Annotated in this window: 22 protein-coding genes and 2 riboswitches; of the genes, 11 read left to right on the top strand and 11 right to left on the bottom strand. The window is 72.1% G+C overall.

The genetic code is table 11. From position 1 onward, the window contains the following. Positions 1 to 19: 19 nt before the first annotated feature. Positions 20 to 123: riboswitch (SAM riboswitch) on the top strand. Next, positions 117 to 2,618: a 5-methyltetrahydropteroyltriglutamate--homocysteine S-methyltransferase gene (gene metE, locus HGK34_RS10515; protein WP_201846941.1), complete on the top strand. Its 2,502-nt coding sequence runs from the start codon at positions 117 to 119 to the stop codon at positions 2,616 to 2,618. (Overlaps the previous riboswitch by 7 nt.) Before the next feature lie 137 nt (positions 2,619 to 2,755). Here metE and HGK34_RS10510 read toward each other — a convergent pair whose 3' ends face one another. Further along, entirely contained in the window at positions 2,756 to 2,983 is a 228-nt protein-coding gene (locus HGK34_RS10510; RefSeq protein WP_201846939.1) for a hypothetical protein, read from the bottom strand. Between the two features lie 197 nt (positions 2,984 to 3,180). Continuing rightward, a riboswitch (glycine riboswitch) is annotated at positions 3,181 to 3,304 on the top strand. Positions 3,305 to 3,600: 296 nt separating this feature from the next. Between HGK34_RS10510 and gcvP the strand changes: the two genes are divergently transcribed. The 5 genes from gcvP (at position 3,601) to HGK34_RS10485 (ending at position 9,005) form a co-directional block, all read left to right on the top strand. Then, a complete protein-coding gene (gcvP, locus tag HGK34_RS10505) occupies positions 3,601 to 6,465 on the top strand; it encodes an aminomethyl-transferring glycine dehydrogenase (RefSeq protein WP_372433112.1) in 2,865 nt (954 codons plus the stop codon). Between the two features lies 1 nt (position 6,466). Next, on the top strand, positions 6,467 to 7,624 hold the full coding sequence (gene gcvT / locus HGK34_RS10500) for a glycine cleavage system aminomethyltransferase GcvT (protein WP_201846935.1): 1,158 nt from the start codon (positions 6,467 to 6,469) through the stop codon (positions 7,622 to 7,624). Between the two features lie 30 nt (positions 7,625 to 7,654). Next, entirely contained in the window at positions 7,655 to 8,026 is a 372-nt protein-coding gene (gcvH, locus tag HGK34_RS10495; RefSeq protein ID WP_201846933.1) for a glycine cleavage system protein GcvH, read from the top strand. 189 nt (positions 8,027 to 8,215) lie between these two features. Next, entirely contained in the window at positions 8,216 to 8,440 is a 225-nt protein-coding gene (locus HGK34_RS10490) for a LuxR C-terminal-related transcriptional regulator (RefSeq protein WP_201846931.1), read from the top strand. A 118-nt stretch (positions 8,441 to 8,558) separates the two neighbouring features. Then, a complete protein-coding gene (locus HGK34_RS10485) occupies positions 8,559 to 9,005 on the top strand; it encodes a (deoxy)nucleoside triphosphate pyrophosphohydrolase (RefSeq protein ID WP_201846929.1) in 447 nt (148 codons plus the stop codon). On the opposite strand, the gene HGK34_RS10480 is transcribed toward HGK34_RS10485, so the two are convergent. The 3 genes from HGK34_RS10480 to HGK34_RS10470 all read right to left on the bottom strand — a co-directional run bounded on the left by HGK34_RS10480 (position 9,002) and on the right by HGK34_RS10470 (position 12,302). After that, entirely contained in the window at positions 9,002 to 9,817 is an 816-nt protein-coding gene (locus HGK34_RS10480) for a 2-phosphosulfolactate phosphatase (RefSeq protein WP_201846927.1), read from the bottom strand. The genes HGK34_RS10485 and HGK34_RS10480 overlap by 4 nt on opposite strands. A gap of 57 nt (positions 9,818 to 9,874) precedes the next feature. Continuing rightward, positions 9,875 to 11,284 (bottom strand): lactate/malate family dehydrogenase, encoded by a 1,410-nt coding sequence (locus HGK34_RS10475; RefSeq protein WP_201846925.1) that lies wholly within the window; start codon positions 11,282 to 11,284, stop codon positions 9,875 to 9,877. Between the two features lie 112 nt (positions 11,285 to 11,396). Then, complete coding sequence (locus HGK34_RS10470; protein ID WP_201846923.1) at positions 11,397 to 12,302, bottom strand: LysR family transcriptional regulator; 906 nt, start codon at positions 12,300 to 12,302, stop codon at positions 11,397 to 11,399. Positions 12,303 to 12,525: 223 nt separating this feature from the next. On the opposite strand from HGK34_RS10470, the gene HGK34_RS10465 reads away from it, so the two are divergent. Continuing rightward, complete coding sequence (locus tag HGK34_RS10465; RefSeq protein ID WP_201846921.1) at positions 12,526 to 12,852, top strand: CBU_0592 family membrane protein; 327 nt, start codon at positions 12,526 to 12,528, stop codon at positions 12,850 to 12,852. 269 nt (positions 12,853 to 13,121) lie between these two features. On the opposite strand, the gene HGK34_RS10460 is transcribed toward HGK34_RS10465, so the two are convergent. Genes HGK34_RS10460 through HGK34_RS10445 form a run of 4 tightly spaced genes read right to left on the bottom strand, consistent with a single transcriptional unit; the run spans position 13,122 to position 17,030 of the window. Beyond that, positions 13,122 to 13,910 carry an endonuclease/exonuclease/phosphatase family protein gene (locus tag HGK34_RS10460; protein WP_201846919.1) on the bottom strand — a complete coding sequence of 263 codons (789 nt, stop codon included), beginning with the start codon at positions 13,908 to 13,910 and terminating at the stop codon, positions 13,122 to 13,124. Positions 13,911 to 13,917: 7 nt separating this feature from the next. Continuing rightward, positions 13,918 to 15,087 (bottom strand): pyridoxal phosphate-dependent aminotransferase, encoded by a 1,170-nt coding sequence (locus tag HGK34_RS10455; RefSeq protein ID WP_201846917.1) that lies wholly within the window; start codon positions 15,085 to 15,087, stop codon positions 13,918 to 13,920. A gap of 45 nt (positions 15,088 to 15,132) precedes the next feature. Further along, on the bottom strand, positions 15,133 to 15,795 hold the full coding sequence (locus HGK34_RS10450) for a response regulator (RefSeq protein ID WP_201846915.1): 663 nt from the start codon (positions 15,793 to 15,795) through the stop codon (positions 15,133 to 15,135). After that, positions 15,792 to 17,030 carry a sensor histidine kinase gene (locus HGK34_RS10445; RefSeq protein ID WP_201846912.1) on the bottom strand — a complete coding sequence of 413 codons (1,239 nt, stop codon included), beginning with the start codon at positions 17,028 to 17,030 and terminating at the stop codon, positions 15,792 to 15,794. The genes HGK34_RS10450 and HGK34_RS10445 overlap by 4 nt, the downstream gene beginning before the upstream one ends. A gap of 219 nt (positions 17,031 to 17,249) precedes the next feature. On the opposite strand from HGK34_RS10445, the gene HGK34_RS10440 reads away from it, so the two are divergent. Continuing rightward, positions 17,250 to 17,609 (top strand): DUF6223 family protein, encoded by a 360-nt coding sequence (locus tag HGK34_RS10440; protein WP_201846910.1) that lies wholly within the window; start codon positions 17,250 to 17,252, stop codon positions 17,607 to 17,609. 172 nt (positions 17,610 to 17,781) lie between these two features. Continuing rightward, positions 17,782 to 18,093: a hypothetical protein gene (locus HGK34_RS10435; RefSeq protein WP_201846908.1), complete on the top strand. Its 312-nt coding sequence runs from the start codon at positions 17,782 to 17,784 to the stop codon at positions 18,091 to 18,093. A 92-nt stretch (positions 18,094 to 18,185) separates the two neighbouring features. On the opposite strand, the gene HGK34_RS10430 is transcribed toward HGK34_RS10435, so the two are convergent. Beyond that, positions 18,186 to 19,322, bottom strand: a complete 1,137-nt coding sequence (locus tag HGK34_RS10430; RefSeq protein ID WP_201846906.1) for an alpha/beta hydrolase — start codon at positions 19,320 to 19,322, stop codon at positions 18,186 to 18,188. Positions 19,323 to 19,351: 29 nt separating this feature from the next. Next, a complete protein-coding gene (locus HGK34_RS10425; RefSeq protein ID WP_201846904.1) occupies positions 19,352 to 20,248 on the bottom strand; it encodes an NAD(P)H-binding protein in 897 nt (298 codons plus the stop codon). A 468-nt stretch (positions 20,249 to 20,716) separates the two neighbouring features. Between HGK34_RS10425 and HGK34_RS10420 the strand changes: the two genes are divergently transcribed. Further along, on the top strand, positions 20,717 to 21,463 hold the full coding sequence (locus HGK34_RS10420) for an alpha/beta fold hydrolase (RefSeq protein ID WP_201846903.1): 747 nt from the start codon (positions 20,717 to 20,719) through the stop codon (positions 21,461 to 21,463). On the opposite strand, the gene HGK34_RS10415 is transcribed toward HGK34_RS10420, so the two are convergent. Further along, on the bottom strand, positions 21,441 to 22,286 hold the full coding sequence (locus tag HGK34_RS10415) for a class I SAM-dependent methyltransferase (protein ID WP_201846900.1): 846 nt from the start codon (positions 22,284 to 22,286) through the stop codon (positions 21,441 to 21,443). The two genes, HGK34_RS10420 and HGK34_RS10415, sit on opposite strands and share 23 nt — an antisense overlap. Positions 22,287 to 22,486: 200 nt before the next feature. On the opposite strand from HGK34_RS10415, the gene HGK34_RS10410 reads away from it, so the two are divergent. Then, entirely contained in the window at positions 22,487 to 23,311 is an 825-nt protein-coding gene (locus HGK34_RS10410; RefSeq protein WP_201846898.1) for a class I SAM-dependent methyltransferase, read from the top strand. Positions 23,312 to 23,489: the final 178 nt, after the last annotated feature.

Raw genomic sequence — 23,489 nt, 5'->3', positions numbered from 1 at the left:
GCCTCCGCGGAGGCATGTACACCCATCCAGAGCGGCCGAGAGATCTGGCTCGACGACGCCGCAGCAACCACCCCGGCCGGGGCACGGTGCTCAATGCCAGGTGCGATGGAGCTGAGATGACTGACAACACTGTGCCGGCCGCCCCGCGTGCCGACTTCCCGCGCGCCACGGTGCTCGGCTACCCCCGGATCGGGCGGCGGCGTGAGCTCAAGCGCGCGCTGGAGTCGTACTGGGCCGGCACCACGACCGCGGATGATCTGGAACGGACATCCCGCGACCTGCGCCTGACCACGGTGCGACGCCTCGTGGACCTCGGCCTGGACCCCGGCACGGGCGCCGTCCCGAACTCGTTCTCCCTCTACGACCAGGTCTTGGACGTCACGGCCACGCTGGGGGCCGTTCCGGCTCGCTTCCGGCCGGGACGCGAGGAGCGGCCCGTGGCCCCGGCGGGCACGGAGCGCGGTACCGGCAAGCACCTCGCGGAACCCCCGAGCGAGGTCTCCACCGAGACGTACTTCGCACTCGCGCGGGGCACTGCCGAGCAGCCGCCGCTGGAGCTGACCAAGTGGTTCGACACGAACTACCACTACCTCGTGCCCGAGATCGGCCCGGACACACCGATCCGGTTCGCCGACGACCGGATCGTCCGAGAGTTCGCCGAGGCTGCCGACCCGTCCGACGGCGGCACGCCCGTCGTGACGCGCCCCGTGATCGTGGGACCGGTGACGTACCTGCTGCTCAGCAAGCCGGAGGACGGCGCACCGGAAGGGTTCTCCCCGCTCCGGCGCCTCGACGACGTCGTGGCCGCCTACCGGGAGCTCCTCGCCGCGCTGGCAGCCGCCGGCGCACCGTGGGTCCAGCTCGACGAGCCCGCGCTCGTCAGCGACCTGATCGGCGCCCCCTTCGACGCCACACCGGGGTCCACCGACGGCCCGGGACGCCCGGACACGACCACGGTGTCCGACGCCGTACGCCGGGCGTACGCCGCTCTCACGGCGCCGTCACCCGGCACGGACCGCCCGCAGATCCTCGTCGCGGCCCCGTTCGGTGAGCTGCGCCGCGCCTCGGGTGACCGCCTCGCCCTCCTCGCCGGAACCGACGTCGAGGCGATCGCGCTGGACCTGGTCCGTGGGGCCACACCGCCGACCGAGGGGACGGCCGCGTGGAACGTTCCCGGCCTCGCGTCCAAGACGCTGGTCGCAGGCGTGATCGACGGACACAACATCTGGCGGGCCGATCTCACGAGCCGTCTCGACCTCCTGGAGTCCCTGCGACGGACCACAGGCGCCCGGACCGTCACCGTCGGCACGTCCACCTCCCTGCTGCATGTCCCGCATGACGTCGACGACGAACCGCGGCTCGACCCCGCACTCGCCGGATGGCTGGCATTCGCCGACCAGAAGGTCGGCGAGGTGGTCACTCTCGCGCGCGGACTGGACGCGGGGCGTCCGGAGGTACAGGAGCAGCTCGACGCGGCGACGGCCGCCCGCACCGGACGGGCAGGCGCCGCGGGCGTCGTCGTCCCCGAGGTACGGGAACGGCTCGCCGGGCTGACCGACGCAGACTTCACGCGCGCTCCCTACACCGATCGCGCGGCCGCGCAACGAACACGGCTGAGCCTGCCGCCCCTGCCCACCACCACGATCGGCTCGTTCCCGCAGACCACGGAGATCCGCACGGCGCGCGCCGCCTGGACGCGCGGCGACCTCACCGACGCCGACTACGAGGCGCGCATCCGGCAGGAGGTCGCGAGCGTCGTCGCGCTCCAGGAGGAGCTCGGTCTCGACGTGCTCGTGCACGGCGAGCCCGAGCGCAACGACATGGTGCAGTACTTCGCCGAGCGGCTGGCCGGCTTCACGACGACCGTCAACGGCTGGGTGCAGTCGTACGGGTCGCGGTGCGTCCGCCCGCCGATCCTGTGGGGCGACGTCTCACGGCCGGAGCCGATCACCGTGCCGTGGGCCACCTACGCGGCCTCGCTCACGGACAAGCCGGTCAAGGGGATGCTGACCGGCCCCGTGACGATCCTGGCCTGGTCGTTCGTGCGCGACGACCAGCCGCTGGCCGACACGGCGAACCAGGTGGCGCTCGCGCTGCGTGACGAGGTCACCGATCTGGAGGGGGCCGGGATCGGGATCGTCCAGGTGGACGAGGCCGCGCTGCGTGAGCTGCTCCCGCTCGACGCCGCCGCACAGCCTGCCTACCTCGACTGGTCGGTCCGGTCGTTCCGGCTGACGACGTCGGGCGCCGCACCCGCCACGCAGATCCACACGCACCTGTGCTACTCGGAGTTCGGCGACATCGTGGGGGCGATCGACGACCTCGACGCGGACGTCACGTCCGTGGAGGCGGCTCGGTCGCGGATGGAGATCGTGCCGGGGCTGGCCTCGGCCGGGTACGCGCGCGGGATCGGGCCGGGCGTGTGGGACATCCACAGCCCTCGGGTGCCGTCCGGCGGCGAGGTCTCGGACCTGCTGAAGCTCGCGGTGGCCGAGATCGACCCCCGGCTCGTGTGGGTGAACCCGGACTGCGGCCTGAAGACCCGTGGCTACGACGAGACCCGGGCATCGCTCGCCAACCTCGTCGCCGCGGCCCGCGAGGTCCGCGGGTCTCTCTAGTTCCTCTGCTCCCACCACCGGGCGGAAGCGGGCTCCCGCTCCTGACGAGCACCACGATCCGGTGCCGTCAGGAGCGAGCCGGTGCCCGCCGGGGAGGACGGCCGGCGCCGCTCGGCGCCGGCCGCGTCGCTCGCGCGTCAGCGCTCGTGGGCGCCCATCATCGGAAGACCGAAGGAGAGGCCGATCAGGAGGATTCCGCCGCCGAACGTGAGGGCGCTTCCGAGGTCCTCGGCCGGGGTGCCGTAGCTTCCGACGCCGATCAGGGCGAGGCCGCCCAGGAACAGGGCAAAGCACACGATCACGCGCACCAGGAGGGCCGCCGTCGGCTCCTGCTTGTCGCGGTGGGCAACCTGGAAGTTCGTCATGGACAAAGCGTAACGGGGATCACCGGACGCCCGGAGCAGCCCGACCGGATCGTTCCGGAGCTCCTGCCACTCGATCGCCCCGACGAGGCCGTGTCACATCGCGGTCCGCGACCCCAGTAGGCTGGACCCACAACTGAACCGACAACTGAATCAGCGGTCCGGGGTTCGACGTGTTCGCCTCCCGTACCGTGCCGCCAGCAGCCGCGACGGGAGAGCCCGGGTCGTGGCGTCGTCGTCCCGGTGGACGCGGCGTCCAAGCCGGCGCCGAAGGAGCAAACCCTCCCCGGGAATCTCTCAGGCCCCCTGTACCGTCGCGGTGAGGCAACTCTGGAAAGTGAGCGCTTCGCGACCTGGTCACCACCGGGCCACGAGGCCTCCACCGACGGTGCAAGCCGGCGCGCCCCGTCCCGTGAGGGAAGGCGGACCGGCAAAACTCTCAGGTCGACGCTCTCCCCGCACGGGGGCACGGTGTCCGATGACAGAGCGGGGAGGGACCCAACTTCGTCGTCCCTCACGCCCTCCAGGACCGCAGGAGCCCGCTCGTGAACCAGCACCACCCGGCAGCGGCCGTCTTCGCCGACCGGCATCTCGGCCCGCGTGGCCGCGAGACCGCCGCGATGCTCGACCAGCTCGGTTACGACACCATGGACGCCCTCGTCGAGGCAGCCGTCCCCAAGTCGATCCGCACCCAGCGTCCGCTCGGTGTCCCCGAGGCCCGCAGCGAGACCGAGGTTCTCGCCCACCTGCGCGACATCGCGGGCAGGAACGTCCTCAAGCGCCAGATGATCGGACAGGGCTTCTCCGACACGCACACCCCGGCGGTCATCCGCCGCAACGTGCTGGAGTCGCCCGGCTGGTACACGGCCTACACGCCGTACCAGCCGGAGATCAGCCAGGGCCGGCTCGAGGCGCTCCTGAACTTCCAGCAGACGGTCGAGGACCTGACCGGCCTCCCGATCGCCAACGCCTCCCTGCTCGACGAGGCCACGGCGGTCGCCGAGGCCGTGGCCCTGATGTGGCGGGCATCGCGGGCCAAGACCGGCTACGTGGTGCTCGACGCCGACCTCTTCGGCCAGTCGCTCGCCGTCGCCCGGGGACGTGCAGAGGCGATCGGACTCCCGGTCGTGGTGACCGGCCTGGACTCCGGCCTGCGGAGCGGCCTCGACGCGTACGTGTCCGACGGTGGCACGCTGCCCGACGGCGACCTGGTGGGAGTCGTGGTGCAGCAGGCGGGCGCGAGCGGACGTGTCCTCGACGCGCGCGGCCTGGTCACCGAGGCCAAGGAATCGGGCGCGCTCGTCACCGTCGCCACCGACCTCCTCGCGCTCACCCTCCTGACCAGCCCGGGCGAGCTCGGTGCGGACATCTCGGTCGGCTCCGCGCAGCGCTTCGGTGTCCCCCTCTTCTACGGCGGCCCCCACGCTGCCTACATGGCCGTCCGCAAGGGCCTGGAGCGCCAGCTCCCGGGCCGGCTGGTCGGCGTCTCGGTCGACGCCGACGGGGCGCCCGGGTACCGCCTCGCACTCGCCACCCGCGAGCAGCACATCCGCCGCGAGCGCGCGACGTCGAACATCTGTACGGCCCAGGCGCTTCTGGCCATCGTGGCCGGGATGTACGCGGTGTACCACGGCCCGGAGGGCCTGCGGGCGATCGCGGAACGCGTGCGCGCCCGGGCGTCCGCCGTCGCCGGGACCCTCCGCGGGGCGGGCGTCGAGATCGAGCACGACGTCTTCTTCGACACCGTCCGCGCCGTGGTCCCCGGCCGCGCTGCCGAGGTGGCGTCCGCCGCGGCGGACGCGGGGTACAACCTGTGGACGCCGGACGCCGACCACGTCCAGATCGCCTGCGACGAGACCACGACCGCGGCCGACGTCGAGGCCGTCACGCGCAGCATCCTCACCACGCTGGAAGGAAGCGTCCCTGCCGAGGCAGGGGGGTCCGGGATGCCTCGTCCGGACCTCCCCGCCGAACTCAGCCGCACGACCTCCTACCTCACCCACCCGGTCTTCCACCAGCACCGCTCCGAGACCAGCCTGATGCGCTACCTGCGCAAGCTGTCCGACAAGGATCTCGCGCTGGATCGCACGATGATCCCGCTCGGCTCGTGCACGATGAAGCTGAACGCGGCCGTCGAGATGGAGGCGATCTCGTGGCCGGAGTTCGCCGGCATTCACCCCTACGTCCCGGCCGACCAGGCCGAGGGTTACGGCGAGCTGATCTCCGCGCTGGAGGCGCAGCTGGCCGACATCACCGGCTATGCCGCGGTATCGGTCCAGCCGAACGCGGGCTCGCAGGGCGAGTTCGCCGGCCTGCTCGCGATCAAGGACTACCACCGTTCCCGGGGTGAGGAGGCGCGTGACATCGTGCTGATCCCAGCGTCGGCGCACGGCACGAACGCGGCGTCGGCGGCACTGGCCGGTCTGCGCGTCGTGGTCGTGAAGACCGCCGACGACGGTGAGATCCTCCTCGACGACCTGCGCGCCAAGCTGGAGCAGCACGGACCACAGGTCGCGGCGATCATGATCACGTACCCGTCCACGCACGGCGTGTTCGAGGAGCACGTGCGCGAGGTGTGCGATCTGGTGCATGCCGCCGGCGGGCAGGTGTACATCGACGGGGCGAACCTGAACGCCCTGGTCGGGCTGGCCCGGCCGGGCGAGTTCGGCGGCGACGTGTCGCACCTGAACCTGCACAAGACGTTCTGCATCCCCCACGGCGGGGGCGGGCCGGGTGTCGGGCCGGTCGGTGTGGCGGAGCACCTGGTGCCGTTCCTGCCGGGGAACCCTCTGGCGCCGTCGGACACGACGGGCGAGGACACCCGCGCGGGAACGCCGATCAGCGGCACGGACCACGGGTCGGCCGGCATCCTGCCGATCTCCTACGCCTATCTCGCGCTGATGGGCCCGGACGGCCTCACCCAGGCGACCAAGACGGCCGTGCTCACCGCGAACTACGTGTCGTCCCGCCTGGCCGGTCACTTCCCCACCCTGTACACCGGCCCGAACGGGCTGGTGGCCCACGAGTGCATCCTCGACCTGCGCGAACTCACCGCGAAGACCGGCGTGACGGCCGCCGACGTCGCGAAGCGCCTGCAGGACTACGGCTTCCACGCGCCGACGCTCGCGTTCCCGGTGGCGGGCACGCTCATGGTGGAGCCCACGGAGTCGGAGGACCTGGCGGAGCTGGACCGGTTCGTGGACGCGATGATCGCGATCCGCGCGGAGATCGACGACGTCGCGGCCGGCCGCTGGGCCGTGGAGGACTCGCCCCTGCGCGGGGCCCCGCACACGGCGGCCTCCGTCAGCGCGACCGAGTGGGGCAAGCCGTACTCCCGGGAGACCGCGGCCTACCCGCTGCCGAGCCTGCGCCACGACAAGTACTGGCCGCCGGCGCGGCGCATCGACGACGCCCACGGCGACCGCAACCTCGTGTGCTCGTGCCCGCCGGTGGAGGCCTTCGAGGCTCCTGGAACGGAGAACTGACATGACCGACAAGAAGACTCCCCTGTACGACGAGCACGTCGCGCTCGGGGCGAACATGACCGGGTTCGGCGGGTGGCAGATGCCGCTGCGCTACACCTCGGACCTCGCCGAGCACCGCGCCGTTCGCGATGCCGCCGGTCTGTTCGACCTGTCGCACATGGGTGACATCGGCGTGCGCGGTCCGGGGGCTGCGGCGTTTCTCGACCACGCCCTGGTCGGGGCGATCTCCCAGGTCAAGCACCTGCGCGCGCGGTACTCGATGATCTGCGCCGACGACGGCGGCGTCCTGGACGACCTGATCGTGTACCGCACGGGCGAGTCCGAGTACTTCGTGGTGGCGAACGCCGCCAACACGGAGCTGGTCCTGGGTGAGCTGGAGCGGCGGGCGGCGGGGTTCGACGTCGTGGTCGAGCCGGTGCCGACGGCCCTGCTGGCGGTCCAGGGGCCGCGCGCCGAGGAGATCCTGCGCGCGACCGACGGGTTCGAGGAGGACCCCGAGGCCTCGGGCGGTGTCACGCTCGAGAACCTGAGGTACTACGCGTGCGCGCCGATGCGGTTCCGGGGCGAGCCCGTGATCGTCGGCCGCACGGGGTACACCGGCGAGGACGGTTTCGAGATCTGGGTGTCCCCCGAGCGTGCGGTCGAGCTGTGGCGGGCGCTGCTGTCCGCCGGCGAGCCGTTCGGGCTGGTGCCCGCCGGGCTGTCGGCGCGCGACTCGCTGCGCCTCGAGGCCGGGATGCCGCTGTACGGGCACGAGCTGGACACGACGACGACGCCGTTCGAGGCGGGCATGGGCCGTGTCGTGCGCCTCGACAAGGAGACGGCGGACGGTGAGCCCCTGCCGTTCGTCGGGCGGGACGCCCTCGCGTCACGCAAGGGCGCGCAGCCCGCACGGGTCCTGGTCGGGCTGCGCGGCGAGGGTCGGCGGCCCGCCCGCGCGGGGTACGACGTCGTGCGGCCGGGCGCCGACGGGGCGGCAGGCGTGAAGGTCGGCTCCGTGACGTCCGGTGTGCCGTCGCCCACGCTCGGCTACCCGGTCGCGATGGCGTACGTGACCCCGGAGGTGTCCGCCGAGGGCACCGAGCTGGCGGTGGACGTGCGCGGACGGGCCGAACCGTTCGTCGTCGTGCCGCTGCCGTTCTACCGTCGTACCAAGTGATCCCCGAGCCACCACGAGCAAGGAGCCCCCATGGCTGACTACCCCGCCACGCTGAAGTACACCAAGGAGCACGAGTGGGTGGACGACGCGTCCCCCGCGACCGTCGGTATCACGCCGTACGCCGCCGAGGCTCTCGGCGACGTCGTCTTCGTGGAGCTTCCCGAGGTCGGAGCAACGATCGAGCACGGCACCGTCGTCGGCGAGATCGAGTCCACGAAGTCCGTCTCCGAGCTGTACGCACCGGTCAGCGGGACCGTCACGGAGGTGAACCAGGCCGTGGTCGACGATCCGGAACTGGTCTCGTCGGCGCCGTTCGAGGCCGGCTGGCTGTTCAAGGTGGACGTGAGCGAGGCGGGCGAACTTCTCACGGCCGAGGAGTATGCCGCCCACGCGGGCGTCTGACCTGCTCGTTCTTCGGCGGAAGGCTCGTGCACCTCGTGCACGGGCCTTCCGTTCTTGTTACGAGAAGGTCACGATACGGGCTATCTCGCGAAGTCGCGTCATGAACTCCGCCGCGCGGACTCTCTTCCGGTAGCAGCACCCCGCCAAGGCCGTGACCCCAGATGCGGCCGCTGCACCGAAGGAGAACGCATGAGCACCGTTGTGGCCGACCGTCCCGCTCTGACCCGCCGTGAGCGTGTCGTGCTCGAAGGCCTGATGAACAAGGAAGAGACCCTCGAGCAGATCGCGGAGACGCTGTTCGTCACGCGCAACACCGTGAAGTCGCAGGTTCGGAGCCTCTACCGGAAGCTCGGGGTGTCCAACCGGGCAGCCGCCGTGGAGCGCGCCGAGCGGCTCGGTCTCAACGGCGGCTGATCCGCAGGCACGGCTTGCCGGCCGCGGCGGCGCCCGTGTGCCCAGGGCGGGCGCCGCCGCGACGGTTCGATCCGGGTCGGGGCAAGGCGGCCCGCCCGGCCGTGTCAGGATGCTCGGCATGGCAGCCCCGATCCTGGTGGTCGCCGCCGCACTGGTGGACGACCTCGACCAACCCGCCCGCATGCTCGCCGCCCGCCGGACGCGCCCGGAGGCGCTGGCCGGCCGCTGGGAATTCCCCGGCGGCAAGGTGGATCAGGGGGAGACCCCCGTCAGCGCCCTGCACCGGGAGCTGCGTGAGGAGCTCGGCGTCACCGCGGAGCTCGGTCGCGAGGTCCCCGGGCCCGACGACGACGGCTCGTGGCCGCTCACCGAGCGCTACCGGATGCGCTTGTGGATCGCGCGGATCACCGAAGGGCACCCCGAGCCGCTGGAGGATCACGACGAGCTGCGCTGGCTCTCGTCGGCGGAACTGCACGACGTCGACTGGATCGAGGGCGACCTGCCGATCGTCACCGCGCTGCGGGCCCACTTCGAGGAAGCAGGCTCCACCTCTGGCGGCCGTTAGGCAGCCGTCGTCGGCTTCGCCCTCCGGGCGGCCGAGATGCGGTGCCCGAGCGGCACGAACGCGCCGTCCACGAGGACGGGCACGACGTCGGTCGAGTCCAGGTCGGAAGCGATCGTCACGTCCTCGTCGAAGCCGAGTTCGACCAGTTCGCGCCCGCTCGCGCAGTCCCGCAGCAACTCGTCGGGCTTCGACGGGCCCTGCCACATCTCCGCCACCGCCCGGGTCTCGGCCGAGAACCGGGTGACGTCGTCGGGCAGTAGCTCCGTCAGCCGTGCCGCGATCGCGCCTGCTCCGAGCTGGTCCTCCAACGCCGGACGGAACGCGTGGTCCGGCCAGTGCTCCCCCGCGGGGACGAGGACGACGTCGTGCGCCGGGTTGGCGTTGAGGTGTGCGGCGGCGAGGCCCGCGACCGCCGAGACGTTGCGGAGGCACCCGACGATCATGAGCGCGCCGCGGCTGCCGATCGTGTGAGCGATCATCGAGCCGTTCGGCGAGGGCAGCACCACCCGTTCGGCGTCGAGGTCGCGCAGCGAAGCGGGGGACAGGCTGACGCCTTCCTCGGCACGCGGGCCGGCGAGCGCCGCGCGCATGGTCCGGGCCAGCCGGACCGCGCCCGCCTCGTCCTGGTAGGGGAACGGGTAGACGCCCGCTCCGGCCTCACAGGCGACCGTCACCGAGGTCGAGAAGGACAGGACATCGATCACCACGACGAGGGATTTGCGCGCGTCGGACTCGGTCAGCGCGCGGGCACCGGCCAGTCCCCAATCCGTGCGGACCCGGGCGGGGCGCTGGTCGTGTGGTGAAGCGTTCACGGACGCATCGTAGAGCCTCCAAGACCGCTTCAGGTACCGGCATCTAAGGAAAATCGGTCACGATTCCGCGCGGTGTGCCACGACCTTCCGCGCCATCGCCAGACGTTCCAGCGTCCGGACCAGAGAGCGGGCCAGCCGCTCGGATGCGCGGAACGAGATCCCGACCGATCCACGGGGGTTGGTCGCCACCGCGTCGACCACTACCCCGCGATCGGCAAAGACGCCGGTCAGCGTGGCGACAACGCCCGGATCGGACGCATCGGTCACCTCGACCTCGACGTCGTACCGCGCCGGCGGATCACCGGCCCGCCCTTCGCCGGTCGGGGCGGATCGTTCCCGCCCGGCGCCGCCGTCCCGGCGTGCGGCGACCCGGCGTGCGGCGACCCGGGTATCCGGGATGTCCAGGGCGTCCAGCATCCTGTCGATCGCGCGGCCGGATTCCGCCAGGGCCCGGGCCTCGTCGTCGGGGAGCGGGTCCAGGATGACCCGGGTCCAGCCGTCCGGGCCGAGAATGACCGGAACGCCGAGGACGCGGCCGGGCAGCGGCTCGCCGTCGTCTCCGAGCACCTCCTGGGACAGCGCCACCTGGCCGGCCACGACGATCTGCCGGCCGTCGAGGAGGGTCTCGACGAGGTCGACGGTCGCGGCCGCCGTTCCGGTCGCGGTCTTGGCACCGCTCGTGTGCGTCATGAACGAGCGCGTGACCGTGCGCACGTCCGGCGGGAAGCTGTCGACCAGGGTGAACGCCTCACCGACGTGGTCGGCCGAGGCCGTCTCGAGCTGCCGGCGGGCGTCGGCGACCTCGTCGAAGAAGGTCCCCAGGGTGCGTTCCTGCCGGAGTCGCGCCACGGCCGCGGCCCGTTCGGAACGGGAGAGTCCGGCGATCCGCACCGTGGACCACAACGGCACCGCCTTCTCGCCGTGCTGCCCGCCGACGTAGCCTTCCACGCGATGCCGGCGCACACCGAGGGACAGGGCGATCTCGCGCTGGAAGCGAAGGGAGTCGAGCCAGGCTCCCATTCCGATCACCCGGTGCCGGCCGAGGCGCTCGGCCAGGACGGCCACACCGAGCTCGACGGGGTTGGACACGACGATCACGACCTCACGGCCGGATCCGTGGGCGGCGAGGGCGTCGGCGTACTGCTCGAAGACGGCCCGGTTGCCTTCCGCGAGCGCGGTCCGGTCGGTGTTCGCTCCGACCTCGGCGGGGGCGGTGCGTCCCGCGGCGAGGACCACGACGTCAGCCACGACGTCCTGCGGGGCGAGCGCGACGTCGAGCAACGGGGTCCGCTCGTCGAACGCGTCGATGAGGTCGGCGCGCAGGCCGTGCACGGTGGCGGCGCTGGAGCCGTCGGCACGGCCCACGAGCTGCAGGCGCGAGGTGTGGGTGAGCAGGCCGCCGGCGATGAGCTGGGTACAGATCTGCCGGCCGATGTCGCCGGTCGCGCCGACCACGGAAACGTCCATGCAGCCGATCGTAGGAGGTACCGGCGGCGAGCCCGTCTCCCGGGCTCCGTCCCGCGCGGTCGTGGCGTGACGCCGTCGCGAGGCGGTCGGTCGTGTCGCCCCGGAGAGGGTGTCAGGGCGTCATGTCGCGTGCTGCCTCGACCATCTCGTCGACGACGGCCCGCACCGCCGGGCTCGGTTCGTGGCGTCCGACACGATGCCGGACCACGAGCCGGCGCGAGCCGAGACCGGCGAGACGGACGACCGTGACGCCGTCGGGGACGTCCTCGTCCTTGAGCGCGAGGGCGGGGAGCATCGCGATCCCTTGTCCGGCCGCGACCAGGGCGATCGCGGTGTCGAAGTCGTAGAAGGAGTGCCGGGTGACGATCTCGGTGCCGAGCGTGCGTGCCAGCCGGCGCAGGGCGCGGTCCGCCGCGATGTCGGCGAGCGGCCCCACCCACGAGAGCGAGGGAAGCTCGTCGAGCCGCTCCGGGACGGCTGTGCCGGGTGGCACGACGACGCACCAGGGTTCCTCCAGCAACGGGATCTCGTGGACCCCGCGGGGCGCGGGGGCGTCCACGTCCGCGTCCCTGTCCAGGATGATCGCGTCGAGGTCGCCCGCGCGCAGTTTCCGCACGGACTCGAACGGGTCGTGCTCGTTGACGTCGACCTCGATACCGGGAAACTTCTCCGCCAGCGGCGCCAGCATGGGCGCGACCACGGAACGGATCGCGGTCTGAAAGGCGCCGATCTTGACGCGGCCGGTGACTTCCTCGCCCAGGGCGGCGATCGCCTGACGCGCCTCGATGAGTTCCGACTCGATCCGCTCGGCGGCCTCGGCGAGGACTCGGCCGGCGGGCGTGAGCGTCACTCCGCGGGGTCCTCGATCAAGGACGGAGATGCGTTCCTCGGCCTCCAGCCGGGCGATCTGCTGAGACACCGCGGAGGGTGTGACGTGCAGCAGATCCGCCGCCGCGAGCACCCCTCCAGCACGGTGAACCGCCAAGAGGAACGCGAGTCGGCGAGGGTCGGCAGCCATGTAGCGATGCTACACCCGGGTGTCCACGAACATTCGATTGTGCTGAAGCAATCCGAGGGTCCAGGATAGTTCCTGGCATCGCCCCCGGATCGCCGGTTCGCGGGACGCTGCCACTCATACGTGCCCATCGGACGGCACTCAGAACTCACCCCTTGCGTCCTTCGCGGTGGGGTCCGACCAGTTTCTGTCGAATCGATTCGGGAGGTGCTCTGTGCTCTCGCTCATGACTGTCGTCACGGCCTTCGGCTGGGTCGGCGCTGTTGCTGGACTCGTTGCTTACGCGATGGTGAGCCGGGGCAAATGGCGTCCCGACTCGGTCGCGTTCCAGGCGACCAACGTGTGCGCGGCGTCGATCCTCATGGGGGTCGCCGCCCTCAACGGTGTCTGGCCGTCGGCGGCGTCGAACGTCGCGGCGATCGCGATCGGCGGGAACGCACTGCTCATGCTGTCCCGGTCCCGTGGCCGCAAGGCCCGTGACACGAGGTCCGACACGCCGTCCGCCACGGCCGTGGTGGACGCGCAGGCATCGGTCCGCTCGACGTTCCGCTGAGCACCCGGCACCCGTTCCCGTCGCGAGGCCGCCGTCGGCCGGTGGCAAATCACCGGTGTGTGCTGACACCAGGGCCCAGCTGCTGAAGGGTTCCACCCGGGAGGCCGCGACGGCACTGCCTGCCCGCGCAGCCTCCGAACCACACGGTGTTCCTGGATACCGGTCTCGTGCCGGTGGCTCTCGTCCCGCCCCCCGGGTGCGGTGAGAGCCACCGGCGCGTGATGTCCTCGCGCGGCGAGGCCCAGGTGCCCGCGGTTCTGGCTGCGGGCTCAGCCCCCCGGCACGGTGAACGCGACGTCGGCAACCAGCGCCCGGTGGTCGGAGACTCCGGTATCCAGCGCGTGAGCCTGTCCGGACACCCCCACGCACACCGCACCCCCGGCGTCAGCCGCGTGGGCGGCGTCGTCGACCAGGATGTGGTCGAGCTGGAACCGCGGACGGCCGACCGGGAAGGTCGGCGCCGTGGCGAGCGGGCGCCATCCGGTCAGGGTGGCCGCCGCCGCGTCGCGCAGGTTCAGGTCACCCATCAGCACGAGCGGCCGGGGCACCTCGCGAAGCGCGTCCCGCAGCCAGGGCAGCTGCTTCGACGCGTTGCCCAGCCTCGAGCTGAGGTGCGTCGCACACACGGTGATGCCGCCGGACGGCAGCCGCACGTCCGCCGCGACGGCGGCACGCGGTTCATCCACCCCGAGCTGCACCGGCCCGACCCACCGGCTTGCCATCGGCAGTCGCCATGTCCGCCACGCGGCCACCGGGAAGCGTGAGGCCAGGGCGATCCCGTACGCGGGGTACCCCTCGCGGCCTCGTGCCCGCCAGCGCAGCCCGGGCACGCTCATCCAGCCCGCCACGGCGGGCACATGGCGATGGTCGACCGCGCCCATCGCCTCCGCGCAGATCCGCGCCTGATCGGTGAACCTGCTTCGCGGCTGGAACCGGTCCACCTCCTGTATCGCGAGGACGTCCGGGGAGAGCGCACGGACCGCCTCGGCCAGCGCCTCGTGGTCCACCGCGCCACCGCGCCCGAGCCCGTGCCGGATGTTGAAGGTGACCAGGCGCATCTGCGGCTCAGAGCGTCTTGTGCCAGGCGGCGATGCGGTCCACCGCCGCGGAGACCACCTCCGGGGCCGACGCGAAGGAGAGTCGCACCCAGTCCCCACCGCCCACGCCGTCGAAGTCGAGACCAGGGGTGATCGCGACATCCGCCTCGGCGAGAAGCCGCTCGCAGTAGGTGACGGAGTCCAGACCGAAGTGGGCGATGTTCCCGTAGAAGTAGAACGCTCCGTCCGCCGGCGCCACCGGGTCCCAGCCCAGCTCGGCCTGCCGTTGCAGCAGAAGGGCACGCGAGTCGGCGTACCGCGCCACGTTCTCGGCCGCCGCCGCGTACCCCTGCGCGGAGAAGGCCGCTATCCCCGCCTGCTGCGCCAGCGCCGGCGGGGACAGGGCCACATTCCCGGCCAGCGCCCCCACCGGCCCCACCAGTTCCTCGGGCAGCACGAGCCAGCCCAGCCGCCATCCGGTCATCGCCCAGTACTTGGAGAAGGAGTTCACGACGACGGCGCCCCGGTCCGCGTACCGCGCGGCGGTGGCCTGCGTGATCTCGTCGGAGTAGGCGATGCCGTGGTAGATCTCGTCGCTGATCAGACGCACCTCGTGCGCCGCACACCACTCGGCGACGGCATCCAGTTCGTCCGGCGTGATCATCGTCCCGGTGGGATTGGCGGGACTCGCGACCACCAGCCCGTCGAGGCCTCCCTCGTAGTACGCCTCCATGAGCTGGGAGACGCCCGGCTGGTAGCGGGCCTCGGGACCGCAGTCGAGCTCGATCACCTCGCACCCGAGCGCGGACAGGATGTTCTTGTACGCCGGGTATCCCGGCCTCGCGAGCGCCACGCGGTCACCGACGTCGAACGCGGCGAGGAAGGCGAGCAGGAACCCTCCGCTCGACCCGGTGGTCACGGCGATGCGCCCGGGGTCGACCTCGATGTCGTACCAGCGGCCGTAGTGACCGGCGATCTCCTCACGCAGGGCCGGCACCCCGAGCGCCTCGGTGTAGCCGATGTCGCCCGTGCGGAGCACCTCGGCGGCACGCTCGCGGACGACGTCGGACGCGCCGGTGGACGGTTCCCCGGCGCAGAGGTTCAGCACGTCCGCACCCGCGGCGCGGCGCGCGTTCGCGGCGGCGAGAACTTCCATCACGGCGAACGGGGGGACGGCGGAACGACGGGAGACCTTCATGGAGGCAATGATGCCTGGTCCGGACCCGGTCGGGAGATCGTGTGGTCAGGAACGCCGGGGTGCGGTCAGCCCGGACTCGTAGGCCGCGATCACGAGCTGCGCACGGTCTCGCGCCCGGAGTTTCATCATCGCCCGGTTGACGTGGGTCTTCGCCGTCGTCGGACTGATCACGAGCCGCTCGGCCACCTGGTCGTTCGACAGCCCCTGGGCGACCAGGACGACGACCTCCCTCTCACGGTTCGTCAGCAGCCGCAACGGGCCCGAGAGGTCTCGGGGTGGCGGCTGTGCGACGTACCGGTCGATCAGCCGGCGGGTGATCGCCGGCGCCAGGAGCGCGTCACCACGCGCGGCCACCCGCACGGCGTGCAGCAGATCCTCCGGTTCGATGTCCTTCACCAGGAAGCCGGCCGCCCCGGCACGGAGCGCGTCGAAGACGTACTCGTCGAAGCCGTAGTTGGTGAGGATGACGACGTGAACTCCTGACAGATCGGGATCCGCGGCGATGCGGCGTGTCGCCGCGATCCCGTCGGTCCCGGGCATCCGGATGTCGACGAGCGCGACGTCGGGCCTGAGTCGCCGGACCAGCTCGATGCCCCCGTTCCCGTCGCCCGCCTCCCCCACGACCTCGATGTCCGCCTCGATCTCGAGAAGGGCTCGGAACCCGCTGCGCAGAAGGGGCTGGTCGTCGACCAGCACGACGCGGATCATGAGGCAGGTTCCGCGTGTCCCGCAGCGTCCGCCCCGGCCCCGGCAGTGGGCGGCGGCGGGCCGGCAGTGGGCGGCGGCGGGCCGGCAGTGGGCGGCGGCGGGCCGGCAGTGGGCGCCTGCGGACCGGCCGGGATCTCGGCCCGGACGGTGAATCCGCCCGCGGCCCGGGGCTCGGCACGCAACCGCCCGCCGAGCGCGGCGACCCTCTCCCGCATGCCGAGCAGGCCCGTCCCGAGTGCCGGGGGCACGCCGGGAAGCGCCCGGCCGTCGTCGTCCACCTGGACCACGAGGCCCTCGGCCCCCACGGCGACATCCACCCGCACCGTGGTGGCGCCTGCATGACGAGCGACGTTGGTCAGCGCTTCCTGGATCACGCGGTACGCGGTGCGGTCCACGGCGGCTGGAAGGTCGTGGCCACCGGCCTCCAGGGTCAGGACCGCGTCCAGACCGATGGCCCTCGATCTGTCCACCAGGTCCGGGACCTGAGCGATCCCTCGTGGCGGCGCGGTCCCGTCGTCACGCAGCGCCCCGAGCGTGGCCCGGAGCTCCCGGCTCGCCTCGCGCGCCGCGTCCTGGATCGCCAGCAGGGTGTCCGACACGTCTTCACGCTGGCGGCGTGCCACGTGGACAGCGACATCCGCCTGCACCTTGATGATCGAGATCTGGTGGGTGAGGGAGTCGTGCAGCTCCCGCGCGATATGCAGCCGCTCCTCGTCGGCCCGGCGCCGCGCCGCCTCGTCACGGGTGCGCACGGCGTCGTCGGCCCGCCGCTCGGCCTGGCGCAGCGCCTCCCCGGCGGCCGCTGCCGCGACCAGCCAGGCGATCTCGAGCACGCTCCGGGACCGCTCCAGGGCAGAGCCCAGACCGTCCCCGGCCGCCGGCACCGCGAACGGTAGGGCCACCAGGATAGAAACGCAGGCCAGCACGGAGACCAGCCGGTGACCGGCGCGCATGGCGGCGTAGACGGCGAAGGGGAACGCGACCGCCGGTACGCCGAGCCCGACCGCCTGCCGGCCCACCTCGCACAGACCGATCGTGATCAGGACCGGAACCGGCCGTCTGCGCCCGGCGGCCAGCAACAGGCCGCTGGACGCGAGCAGGACGTACCCGACCAGGTCTGCCGGACGCGACGGAGGCTGTTCGGACACCGCGGTGGCCAGCAGCGCCGCCGTGACACCGAGCGCGACGATCCAGTCCCGGACCTGGGGCGGGAACGGGAACGGCCACGCACTCATACCTGCGCACCCTAGCCCTGCGCCGTCGCCCGCGAATCACCCGCGTGCGTCAGCTGTCGTGTACCGCGTCCGCGGTACACGCGTGTCGCGTGACGACGCCGACGGTAGACGGACAGGCATGCGGCGGCAGACGGAAGTGACTGCGGCAGCGGGACGACCGGCGCGCCCGACGGCGCAAGGCTGACGGGCGACAGCGCACCCCATGGTGAGGAGAAGATCATGAACACGGCAGCACTGACGGCAGTCACCGCGGCGGTAGGCACCGCCGCACCGGTCTACGGCATGACCTCGGGTCGCGTCGGCCCCACCATCGCCGCGCTGGCGGGGCTGCTCGCCGTCGTCCTCGGCGGTCTCGCGGTCGCCCGGCGCCGTGGTGGCAACGGACGCCGGGGCGCGATCGCGGCGATCGTGCTCGGGCTCCTCGCCACCGTCTCGGGCGCCGTGTTCACGGCGACCGCGGGCGGCGGGCCCGGCACGGGCAACGGCATCGTGGGAGCGGTCGTCGCGCTCCTCCTCGGGCTGACCGCCTGCCTCCTCGGTGGGAAGGTCATGCTCCGGGCGCGCGGCGACGACGCCTGAACGGTCCGCGGACCAACCGCTCCGGCCGCCGGAGACGCGCTCCGGGCCCGTCACGACGCCCGGTCCCGGAGCGCTGGAGGGACTTTCCTTGACCTCCGGGAGCAATGGGCCGAACACTGTCGGTGAACTACTGTCACCTGTTTGACCTGCATGTTCACCACAAAGGAGTGCTGTGACCCATACACCTGACGGCAGGAGACCGGCCGCGCCGAAGGGCGACGCCCCGACGGCCGGCACCAGGGCGAAGGACGAGCTCCTGACGGTCACGAACATGATCGCCCTCGCCGGCGCGGTGCTGCTCATCGGAGTGCTCCTCGAGAACTTCGCGGGCATGGAGCCCGCCTACGCCGTCGGACGGGTGGTGAGCATGCCCCTCCTCGTGCTGGCGGTCGTGGCCGGAGTCCGGCGGCGGATCTGGCCGTCGCTGATCCTTCCCGTGGCGGCGCTGGCCGCCATCACCGCCACGTTCCTCACCGGGAGCTGACTCCGCGGAACGCGGCGCCTCGCGCCCGGCGGCGGATCGCCCGCACCGCGTCCTCCGGCCCGGTCCTCAGGCCCAGTCCTCGGGCCCGGTTTTCAGGCCCGGTCCTCGGCGCGGCGATCGGCGGCACTCGGCGCCGACCGGGCGCGCTCCCGCCCGGGAGGCTCCGGGCGGCGCCGAGCGCCGGCGCGACGAGCGGTGACGTCCATGAGGGCGCGACGCCACCACGGGACGTGGTCCGGGGTGGCCGGCGCCGCGTCCCGCAGGACCGTCTCGGGTTCGAGGTAGCCCCGGAACCAGCGTGCCGTCTCGCGCCACACCACCTCCCGGACATGTGCCGCGGAGAGCGTGACGTCGTGCACCGCGCCGTCCAGCCAGACCAGGGTGGTCACCCGTCCCAAGCTGGGTACCCGGCGTGCGACCGCCATCACGTCGAGAACCGTGTCCGTACGCCGCGTCTCCTCGGTCCAGCGGTTCGGGACCGTGGACCTCGCCGACAGCAGAACCAGCACCGGGGCGTCGATCGTCAGCCCGTGCGCCACCTGGTCGTGCCCCCGGAGTACGGCCGCCATCCAGGCCGGCGTCGGACGTCGTCCCTGATCGGAACGCCACTGCGTGTCATAGGTCCACTCGCCGCCGTACTCGGCGGAAACCGCGCGGGAGTAGATCCCGCGGTCGTAGTAGACGACCGGCCCTCGCGGATTGATGGCCGCGGCCGCCCGCATGCTCGGCTGCAGGACCCGGCGCCCGGCCTCCCCGCCCAGCAGTTCCAGCCACGGGGCGTTCAGCACGAGGCCGGAGGCCCGGCCCGGGTACCGGGACGCCCACAGGCTCAGCGTCAGGCCGCCCGTGGAATGCCCCATGAGGAGCAGCCGGCGGGTTCCTCCCGCACTCGGGGAACCGTGTCCGATCGCCGTCAGCGCCGCGTCGATGTCCTCGTCGTACGTCGCGAGGTCGGCGACGTAGTTCAGCGTCTGGCCGTCGCGGATGGAGCGCCCGTACTTGCGCAGGTCGAGTGCGTGGAAGCGGACGCCGAGGCTCTCCCAGAAATCCGCGAGATGCGCCTGGAAGAAGTAGTCGTTCCAGCCGTGCACGTACAGCAGGTCGATGCCGGCGTCCGTCTCACCGGGCCGGATCCGCCGGACCAGTGTGGCGACGACATCGCCTTCCTCGTCCGGTTCGAGGTCGAGCGTGAGCTGTTCGAAGCCGTCGAGCACGTCGGACATCCACATGCCGAGAATCTAACCTCTGCGAGCCGCCGTCACCCGGCGGTGTCTCCCGGCCGGAGGGCGGCCAGCTCGCGTGGGTAGTCGTCGATCCAGGACTCGAAGGTGCGGGCGGGCCGCCCGGCCAGGCGTGCGACCGCGTCGTCCACCTCCTCGAAGACGCCCGAGTCCACGGCGGCGCAGCAGGAGATCCAGGCATCGAGGTCGCGCACGCCGGGGAGCGGCAGGGCGTAGGCGTCGTGGGCCGACGTCTGCTCGTAACGCACCGCTCGCCCGGTCGCGGTGGCGAGGGTCCGGGCCACGTCCGCACCCGCGAGCGCCTCGGGCCCGGTGATCCGGTAGGTGGCGCCGTCGTGGACGTGGGCACGTTCGTCGAGGAGGACGGCCGTCGCGGCGTCGGCGACGTCCGCCGGGGAGACGGCGGCCACGCGGCCACGTCCGGCAGGGGCTCGGAGCACGTCGTCGTGCACCGCATGGATCAGGGTTCCGAACTGGATCGACACGCGCAGCACGGTCCAGGTCGCGCCGGAGGCACGGACCGCCTCCTCGACGCTCCAGTGCCTTCTGGCGTGGGTCGCGATCCCCTCTGCGGCGGCACCGATCTGGGAGAGATGGATGATGCGTCCTCTGCTCCAGCCCGCGCGACGAGCCGCGGCCAGGAGATTGGCGGGATCCGGGTCCTCGGCACCGATTCCGGCGATGATCAGGGTGCCGGCCCCCGTCAGGGCCGCGTCGAACTCGTCGGGGCCCGCGGTGTGGCCGAGGACGACGACGTCGGCGTCGGGCAGCGGGGCGCCGTCGGGCAGGCGCGGGGCACGGGCCTGGTCCGGCACGACCAGCCGCTGCTGCGTGCCTTCCGCGGCGAGCCGGAAGGCGAGCTGCGTGCCGATGGTTCCGCCGGCGCCCGCGAGGACCACAGTTCCGCCTGCCATACCTTCGAGGGTAGGCCGCCCCCGCGGACCTGACGCGGCGGATCGGCGCACACGGCGCAAAGCCTGTGGGCACGAACGGAAATCTTGTGCGTGGCGTCTCGTGCGTGGCACGGAGAAGGCCCGCGGGTTCGGAGGCCGTGCACCTCCGCACCGCGCTGGACGAGGGCGCGATACCCGCGGGCCCCGGTGGTCGCGTTGTATTCGCCACCAGTCCCGTGCGCCGTGCTAGCCCGGCGCGTCGACTTCATGTCGCGCGACTACTAGCGCGCGACCACCTCACAGGTCCCGAGTGTCTTCACGATCTCGGATCACCTCCCTTCTTGTGTATGCAGGAACCTACGCCGCACGTGGGCCGGCGCCAAAGGTTTTTCCTCGCCGCGAACATGCTGCGCGACGTCGCCTGCGGCGAGCCTCACGGAGCGATCGCTCCGAGCGATCATTTCGGTGCCGCTCGGTCGTCGTACCTGCATGACTTCGCTGCTCACCGTGGCCTCAGCCGTGACGTCCGCGGACGGGACCGCGATCGCCGTCGACCGGACCGGGTCCGCGGACTCGGACACCGTCCTCGTCGTGGTCGACGGCGTCCTGGCCCACCGCCCTCCCGCGACGCTCGCCATCGCCCGCAGGCTCGCCACCGCTGACGACACCGTGCCCGGCCCGCCCGTCGCCACCGTCCGGTACGACCGCCGCGGACGCGGCAGCAGCGGCTTCACCCCGCCGTACGGGGTGAAGCGCGAGGTCGAGGATCTGGCCGCGGTGCTCGACGCGGCCGGTCCGGCGATCCTCCTCGGCCTGTCGACGGGAGGGTTCCTCGCGCTGCGGGCTGCGGCGGACCTCGGTGAGCTCGTGGCCGCCGTCGTGGTCCACCAGCCCGTGCACGATGTCGCCGCCGGGGGGCTGCACACCTGGCGTCACCTTGTCGCCGCGGTCGAGTCGTGCGTCGCGGCGGGCGACCGGACCTCGGCGGTGGAGGTGTTCCTCGACGTGTCCGGCATGCCTCCGGAGTACGTCGCCCGCATGCACCGTTGTCCCTCGTGGCCCGACCTCGAGGATCACGTCGCGACGATCGCCCACGACGGGGCGCTCGTCGGCGACTCGGCCGGCGAGCTGGACCCGGAACAGGCCTCCGGGCGGCGAGTGCTGGTGGTGGACGACGACGATCCGGGTGCGATCGTCGGCGCGGTCCGTTCCGTCAGCCGGGCTTGCTCGCCGTGACGAGGAGTCGCGGCGCCTCGTCCACGAGTTCCCCGCCGGCGGCGAAACGCATGTGCAGGCCGCGCAGGCCGGCCTCGTGAGCGGCGATCGCCCCGGGAGCGAGCAGCGCCAGGTCCGGGACCTGCCACGGCACCGTCTTCAGGTACCAGAGCACGGCTGCGAGGCTGGTGAACCTCCGGACACCGGCATGGTGCTCGGCCCGGGTGACCTCCATGCCCTCGGCCTTGAGGCCGTCGGTGAGGACGTCGACGGTCATGCCATCGGGGTCCCAGCCCAGCGGGACGCCGAGCGCCTCGTTGATGGCGAACCCGTCGCGCGTGTCGAACTGCTCGGTGACGAACACGCCGCCGGGCTGCAGCAGGCGGGTGACCTCGTGTGCGTTGATCAGGCCGCACCGGCTGATGATCGTGGCGAAGTGTCCGTCGAAGAACGGCAGGACGAGTTCGTCCGCCCACACCTCCTCCACCTTCTGCACCGTCACGCGCAGCGGCTCGAGCTTGCGGCGAGCCGCCAGGAATGCGGGACCGGTGCTGGTAGCGGCAGATCCCTCGGGCAGCGGGCCCATGGCGGCGAAGGCCTCGCCGTCACCGGTACCGATGTCCAGGACACCGTGGGGCGAACGGGATACGGCCGCCCGTGCTTCGGACGTGTAGTCCCAGGGCTGCGCATCAACGGTGATGGCGTCGCCCACGGGCGAGTTCGTGTAGTCGGTGGGCATGGTCGCGGGCGTGACCGGGGTTGTGGGAGCGTTGCGCGCCCAGTCGATGTGTTCCTCGAACGGCGCATCCGGCGCCGGAGCTGGGGCGATCGAGACGTCAAGCATGGGGGTGATTGTGGCGCAAAGTTCGTGCCCAGGCATAAAGCCCTCCGTGATCCACGCCCGCACGCTCTGTCCAGGGCCGAAGACGGGGGCTTCTCCCCGGAGGCTGGTGCCCTGTTCCTGCCCCGCCAGAGCGGACGGCGGCGCCTGGTGGAGCCTCGCCTCCGGGCGCCGGTGGCGGCGGTGGGTGCCATGATGACGAGGTGGATCCCGTCTCGACGTTCTACACCGGCCCGGGCGAGCTGGTGGCGGCGATCGGTTCCGCCCTGGAGGCAGCCGGCCTGGAGCGTGCGGCCCTGAGACCTGCGGACCTCGCCCCGGTGGACGAGTTCCATATCCGCGGCCGTGCGGCGACCCTCGAGGTCTGCGAGGCGCTCGATCTCACTCGTGGCGCCCGGGTGATCGATCTCGGCAGCGGTCTGGGCGGGCCTGCCAGGACGCTGGCCGAGACCAGAGGGTGCACCGTCACGGGGATCGATCTGACACCGGAGTTCTGCGAGGCGGCCGCAGTGCTCTCCGAGTGGACAGGCATGGAGGGCCTCACTCGGTTCCTGGCCGGTGACGCGACGGCGACGGGACTTCCGGCGGGAACGTTCGATGCCGCGCTGACGGTGCACGTCGCGATGAACATCGCCGACAAGCCCGCCTTGTACCGTGAGGCGTTCCGCGTGCTGCGGCCCGGCGGCAGGTTCGTCGTCTACGACGTGCTGCAGGGCGCCGGCGGCGACGTGCGCTACCCGGTTCCGTGGGCCGACGACCCGTCCACCAGCCACCTGGCGACACCCGAGCAGATGCGCTCCCTGCTCGCCGACGCCGGCTTCGACATCCTGTCCGAGGTGGACTCGTCCGAGGAGAGCCTGGCCTGGTTCCGGCAGATGCGGGCACGCATCGAGCACGACGGGCCACCGCCGGTCACCTTCGCCGCATTCCTCGGTGAGGCCTTCGGTCAGATGGCGGCCAACCAGGTGGCCAACCTGGCCGAACACCGGATCCGCACCGTCATGTACACCTGCCGCCGGCCATCCTGAGGCGCCCCACCCGCAAGCAGGGGCCCTGGGCCACCTCCCACACGCGCCCGCCACAGCTACCGGCCCACACCCTCCGACTGCGCCACGCCTGGGGGCAAGGGGCGAAGCCCCAACCGGGGTCCGGGGGCGCGCTCCCGGGGCTGTCTCTTATACACATCTGACGCTGCCGACGATAAGG

The organism is Myceligenerans indicum, assembly GCF_016742955.1.
Taxonomy (GTDB): Bacteria; Actinomycetota; Actinomycetes; order Actinomycetales; family Cellulomonadaceae; genus Myceligenerans; species Myceligenerans indicum.
Note: the sequence above shows the minus strand (reverse complement) of the source record. Positions and strands in the feature narration are given on the sequence as shown.

Excerpts from the sequence above, each read along its gene's own strand:
- gcvP (WP_372433112.1), top strand. The coding sequence starts at position 3,601 with ATGCTCGACCAGCTCGGTTACGACACCATGGACGCCCTCGTCGAGGCA.
- gcvT (WP_201846935.1), top strand. The coding sequence starts at position 6,467 with ATGACCGACAAGAAGACTCCCCTGTACGACGAGCACGTCGCGCTCGGG.
- HGK34_RS10425 (WP_201846904.1), bottom strand. The coding sequence starts at position 20,248 with ATGGCAGGCGGAACTGTGGTCCTCGCGGGCGCCGGCGGAACCATCGGC.
- HGK34_RS10430 (WP_201846906.1), bottom strand. The coding sequence starts at position 19,322 with ATGTGGATGTCCGACGTGCTCGACGGCTTCGAACAGCTCACGCTCGAC.
- HGK34_RS10475 (WP_201846925.1), bottom strand. The coding sequence starts at position 11,284 with ATGGACGTTTCCGTGGTCGGCGCGACCGGCGACATCGGCCGGCAGATC.
- metE (WP_201846941.1), top strand. The coding sequence starts at position 117 with ATGACTGACAACACTGTGCCGGCCGCCCCGCGTGCCGACTTCCCGCGC.
- HGK34_RS10455 (WP_201846917.1), bottom strand. The coding sequence starts at position 15,087 with ATGAAGGTCTCCCGTCGTTCCGCCGTCCCCCCGTTCGCCGTGATGGAA.
- HGK34_RS10415 (WP_201846900.1), bottom strand. The coding sequence starts at position 22,286 with ATGCTTGACGTCTCGATCGCCCCAGCTCCGGCGCCGGATGCGCCGTTC.
- HGK34_RS10445 (WP_201846912.1), bottom strand. The coding sequence starts at position 17,030 with ATGAGTGCGTGGCCGTTCCCGTTCCCGCCCCAGGTCCGGGACTGGATC.
- HGK34_RS10490 (WP_201846931.1), top strand. The coding sequence starts at position 8,216 with ATGAGCACCGTTGTGGCCGACCGTCCCGCTCTGACCCGCCGTGAGCGT.
- HGK34_RS10420 (WP_201846903.1), top strand. The coding sequence starts at position 20,717 with ATGACTTCGCTGCTCACCGTGGCCTCAGCCGTGACGTCCGCGGACGGG.
- HGK34_RS10460 (WP_201846919.1), bottom strand. The coding sequence starts at position 13,910 with ATGCGCCTGGTCACCTTCAACATCCGGCACGGGCTCGGGCGCGGTGGC.
- HGK34_RS10470 (WP_201846923.1), bottom strand. The coding sequence starts at position 12,302 with ATGGCTGCCGACCCTCGCCGACTCGCGTTCCTCTTGGCGGTTCACCGT.
- HGK34_RS10510 (WP_201846939.1), bottom strand. The coding sequence starts at position 2,983 with ATGACGAACTTCCAGGTTGCCCACCGCGACAAGCAGGAGCCGACGGCG.
- HGK34_RS10450 (WP_201846915.1), bottom strand. The coding sequence starts at position 15,795 with ATGATCCGCGTCGTGCTGGTCGACGACCAGCCCCTTCTGCGCAGCGGG.
- HGK34_RS10465 (WP_201846921.1), top strand. The coding sequence starts at position 12,526 with ATGACTGTCGTCACGGCCTTCGGCTGGGTCGGCGCTGTTGCTGGACTC.
- gcvH (WP_201846933.1), top strand. The coding sequence starts at position 7,655 with ATGGCTGACTACCCCGCCACGCTGAAGTACACCAAGGAGCACGAGTGG.
- HGK34_RS10440 (WP_201846910.1), top strand. The coding sequence starts at position 17,250 with ATGAACACGGCAGCACTGACGGCAGTCACCGCGGCGGTAGGCACCGCC.
- HGK34_RS10485 (WP_201846929.1), top strand. The coding sequence starts at position 8,559 with ATGGCAGCCCCGATCCTGGTGGTCGCCGCCGCACTGGTGGACGACCTC.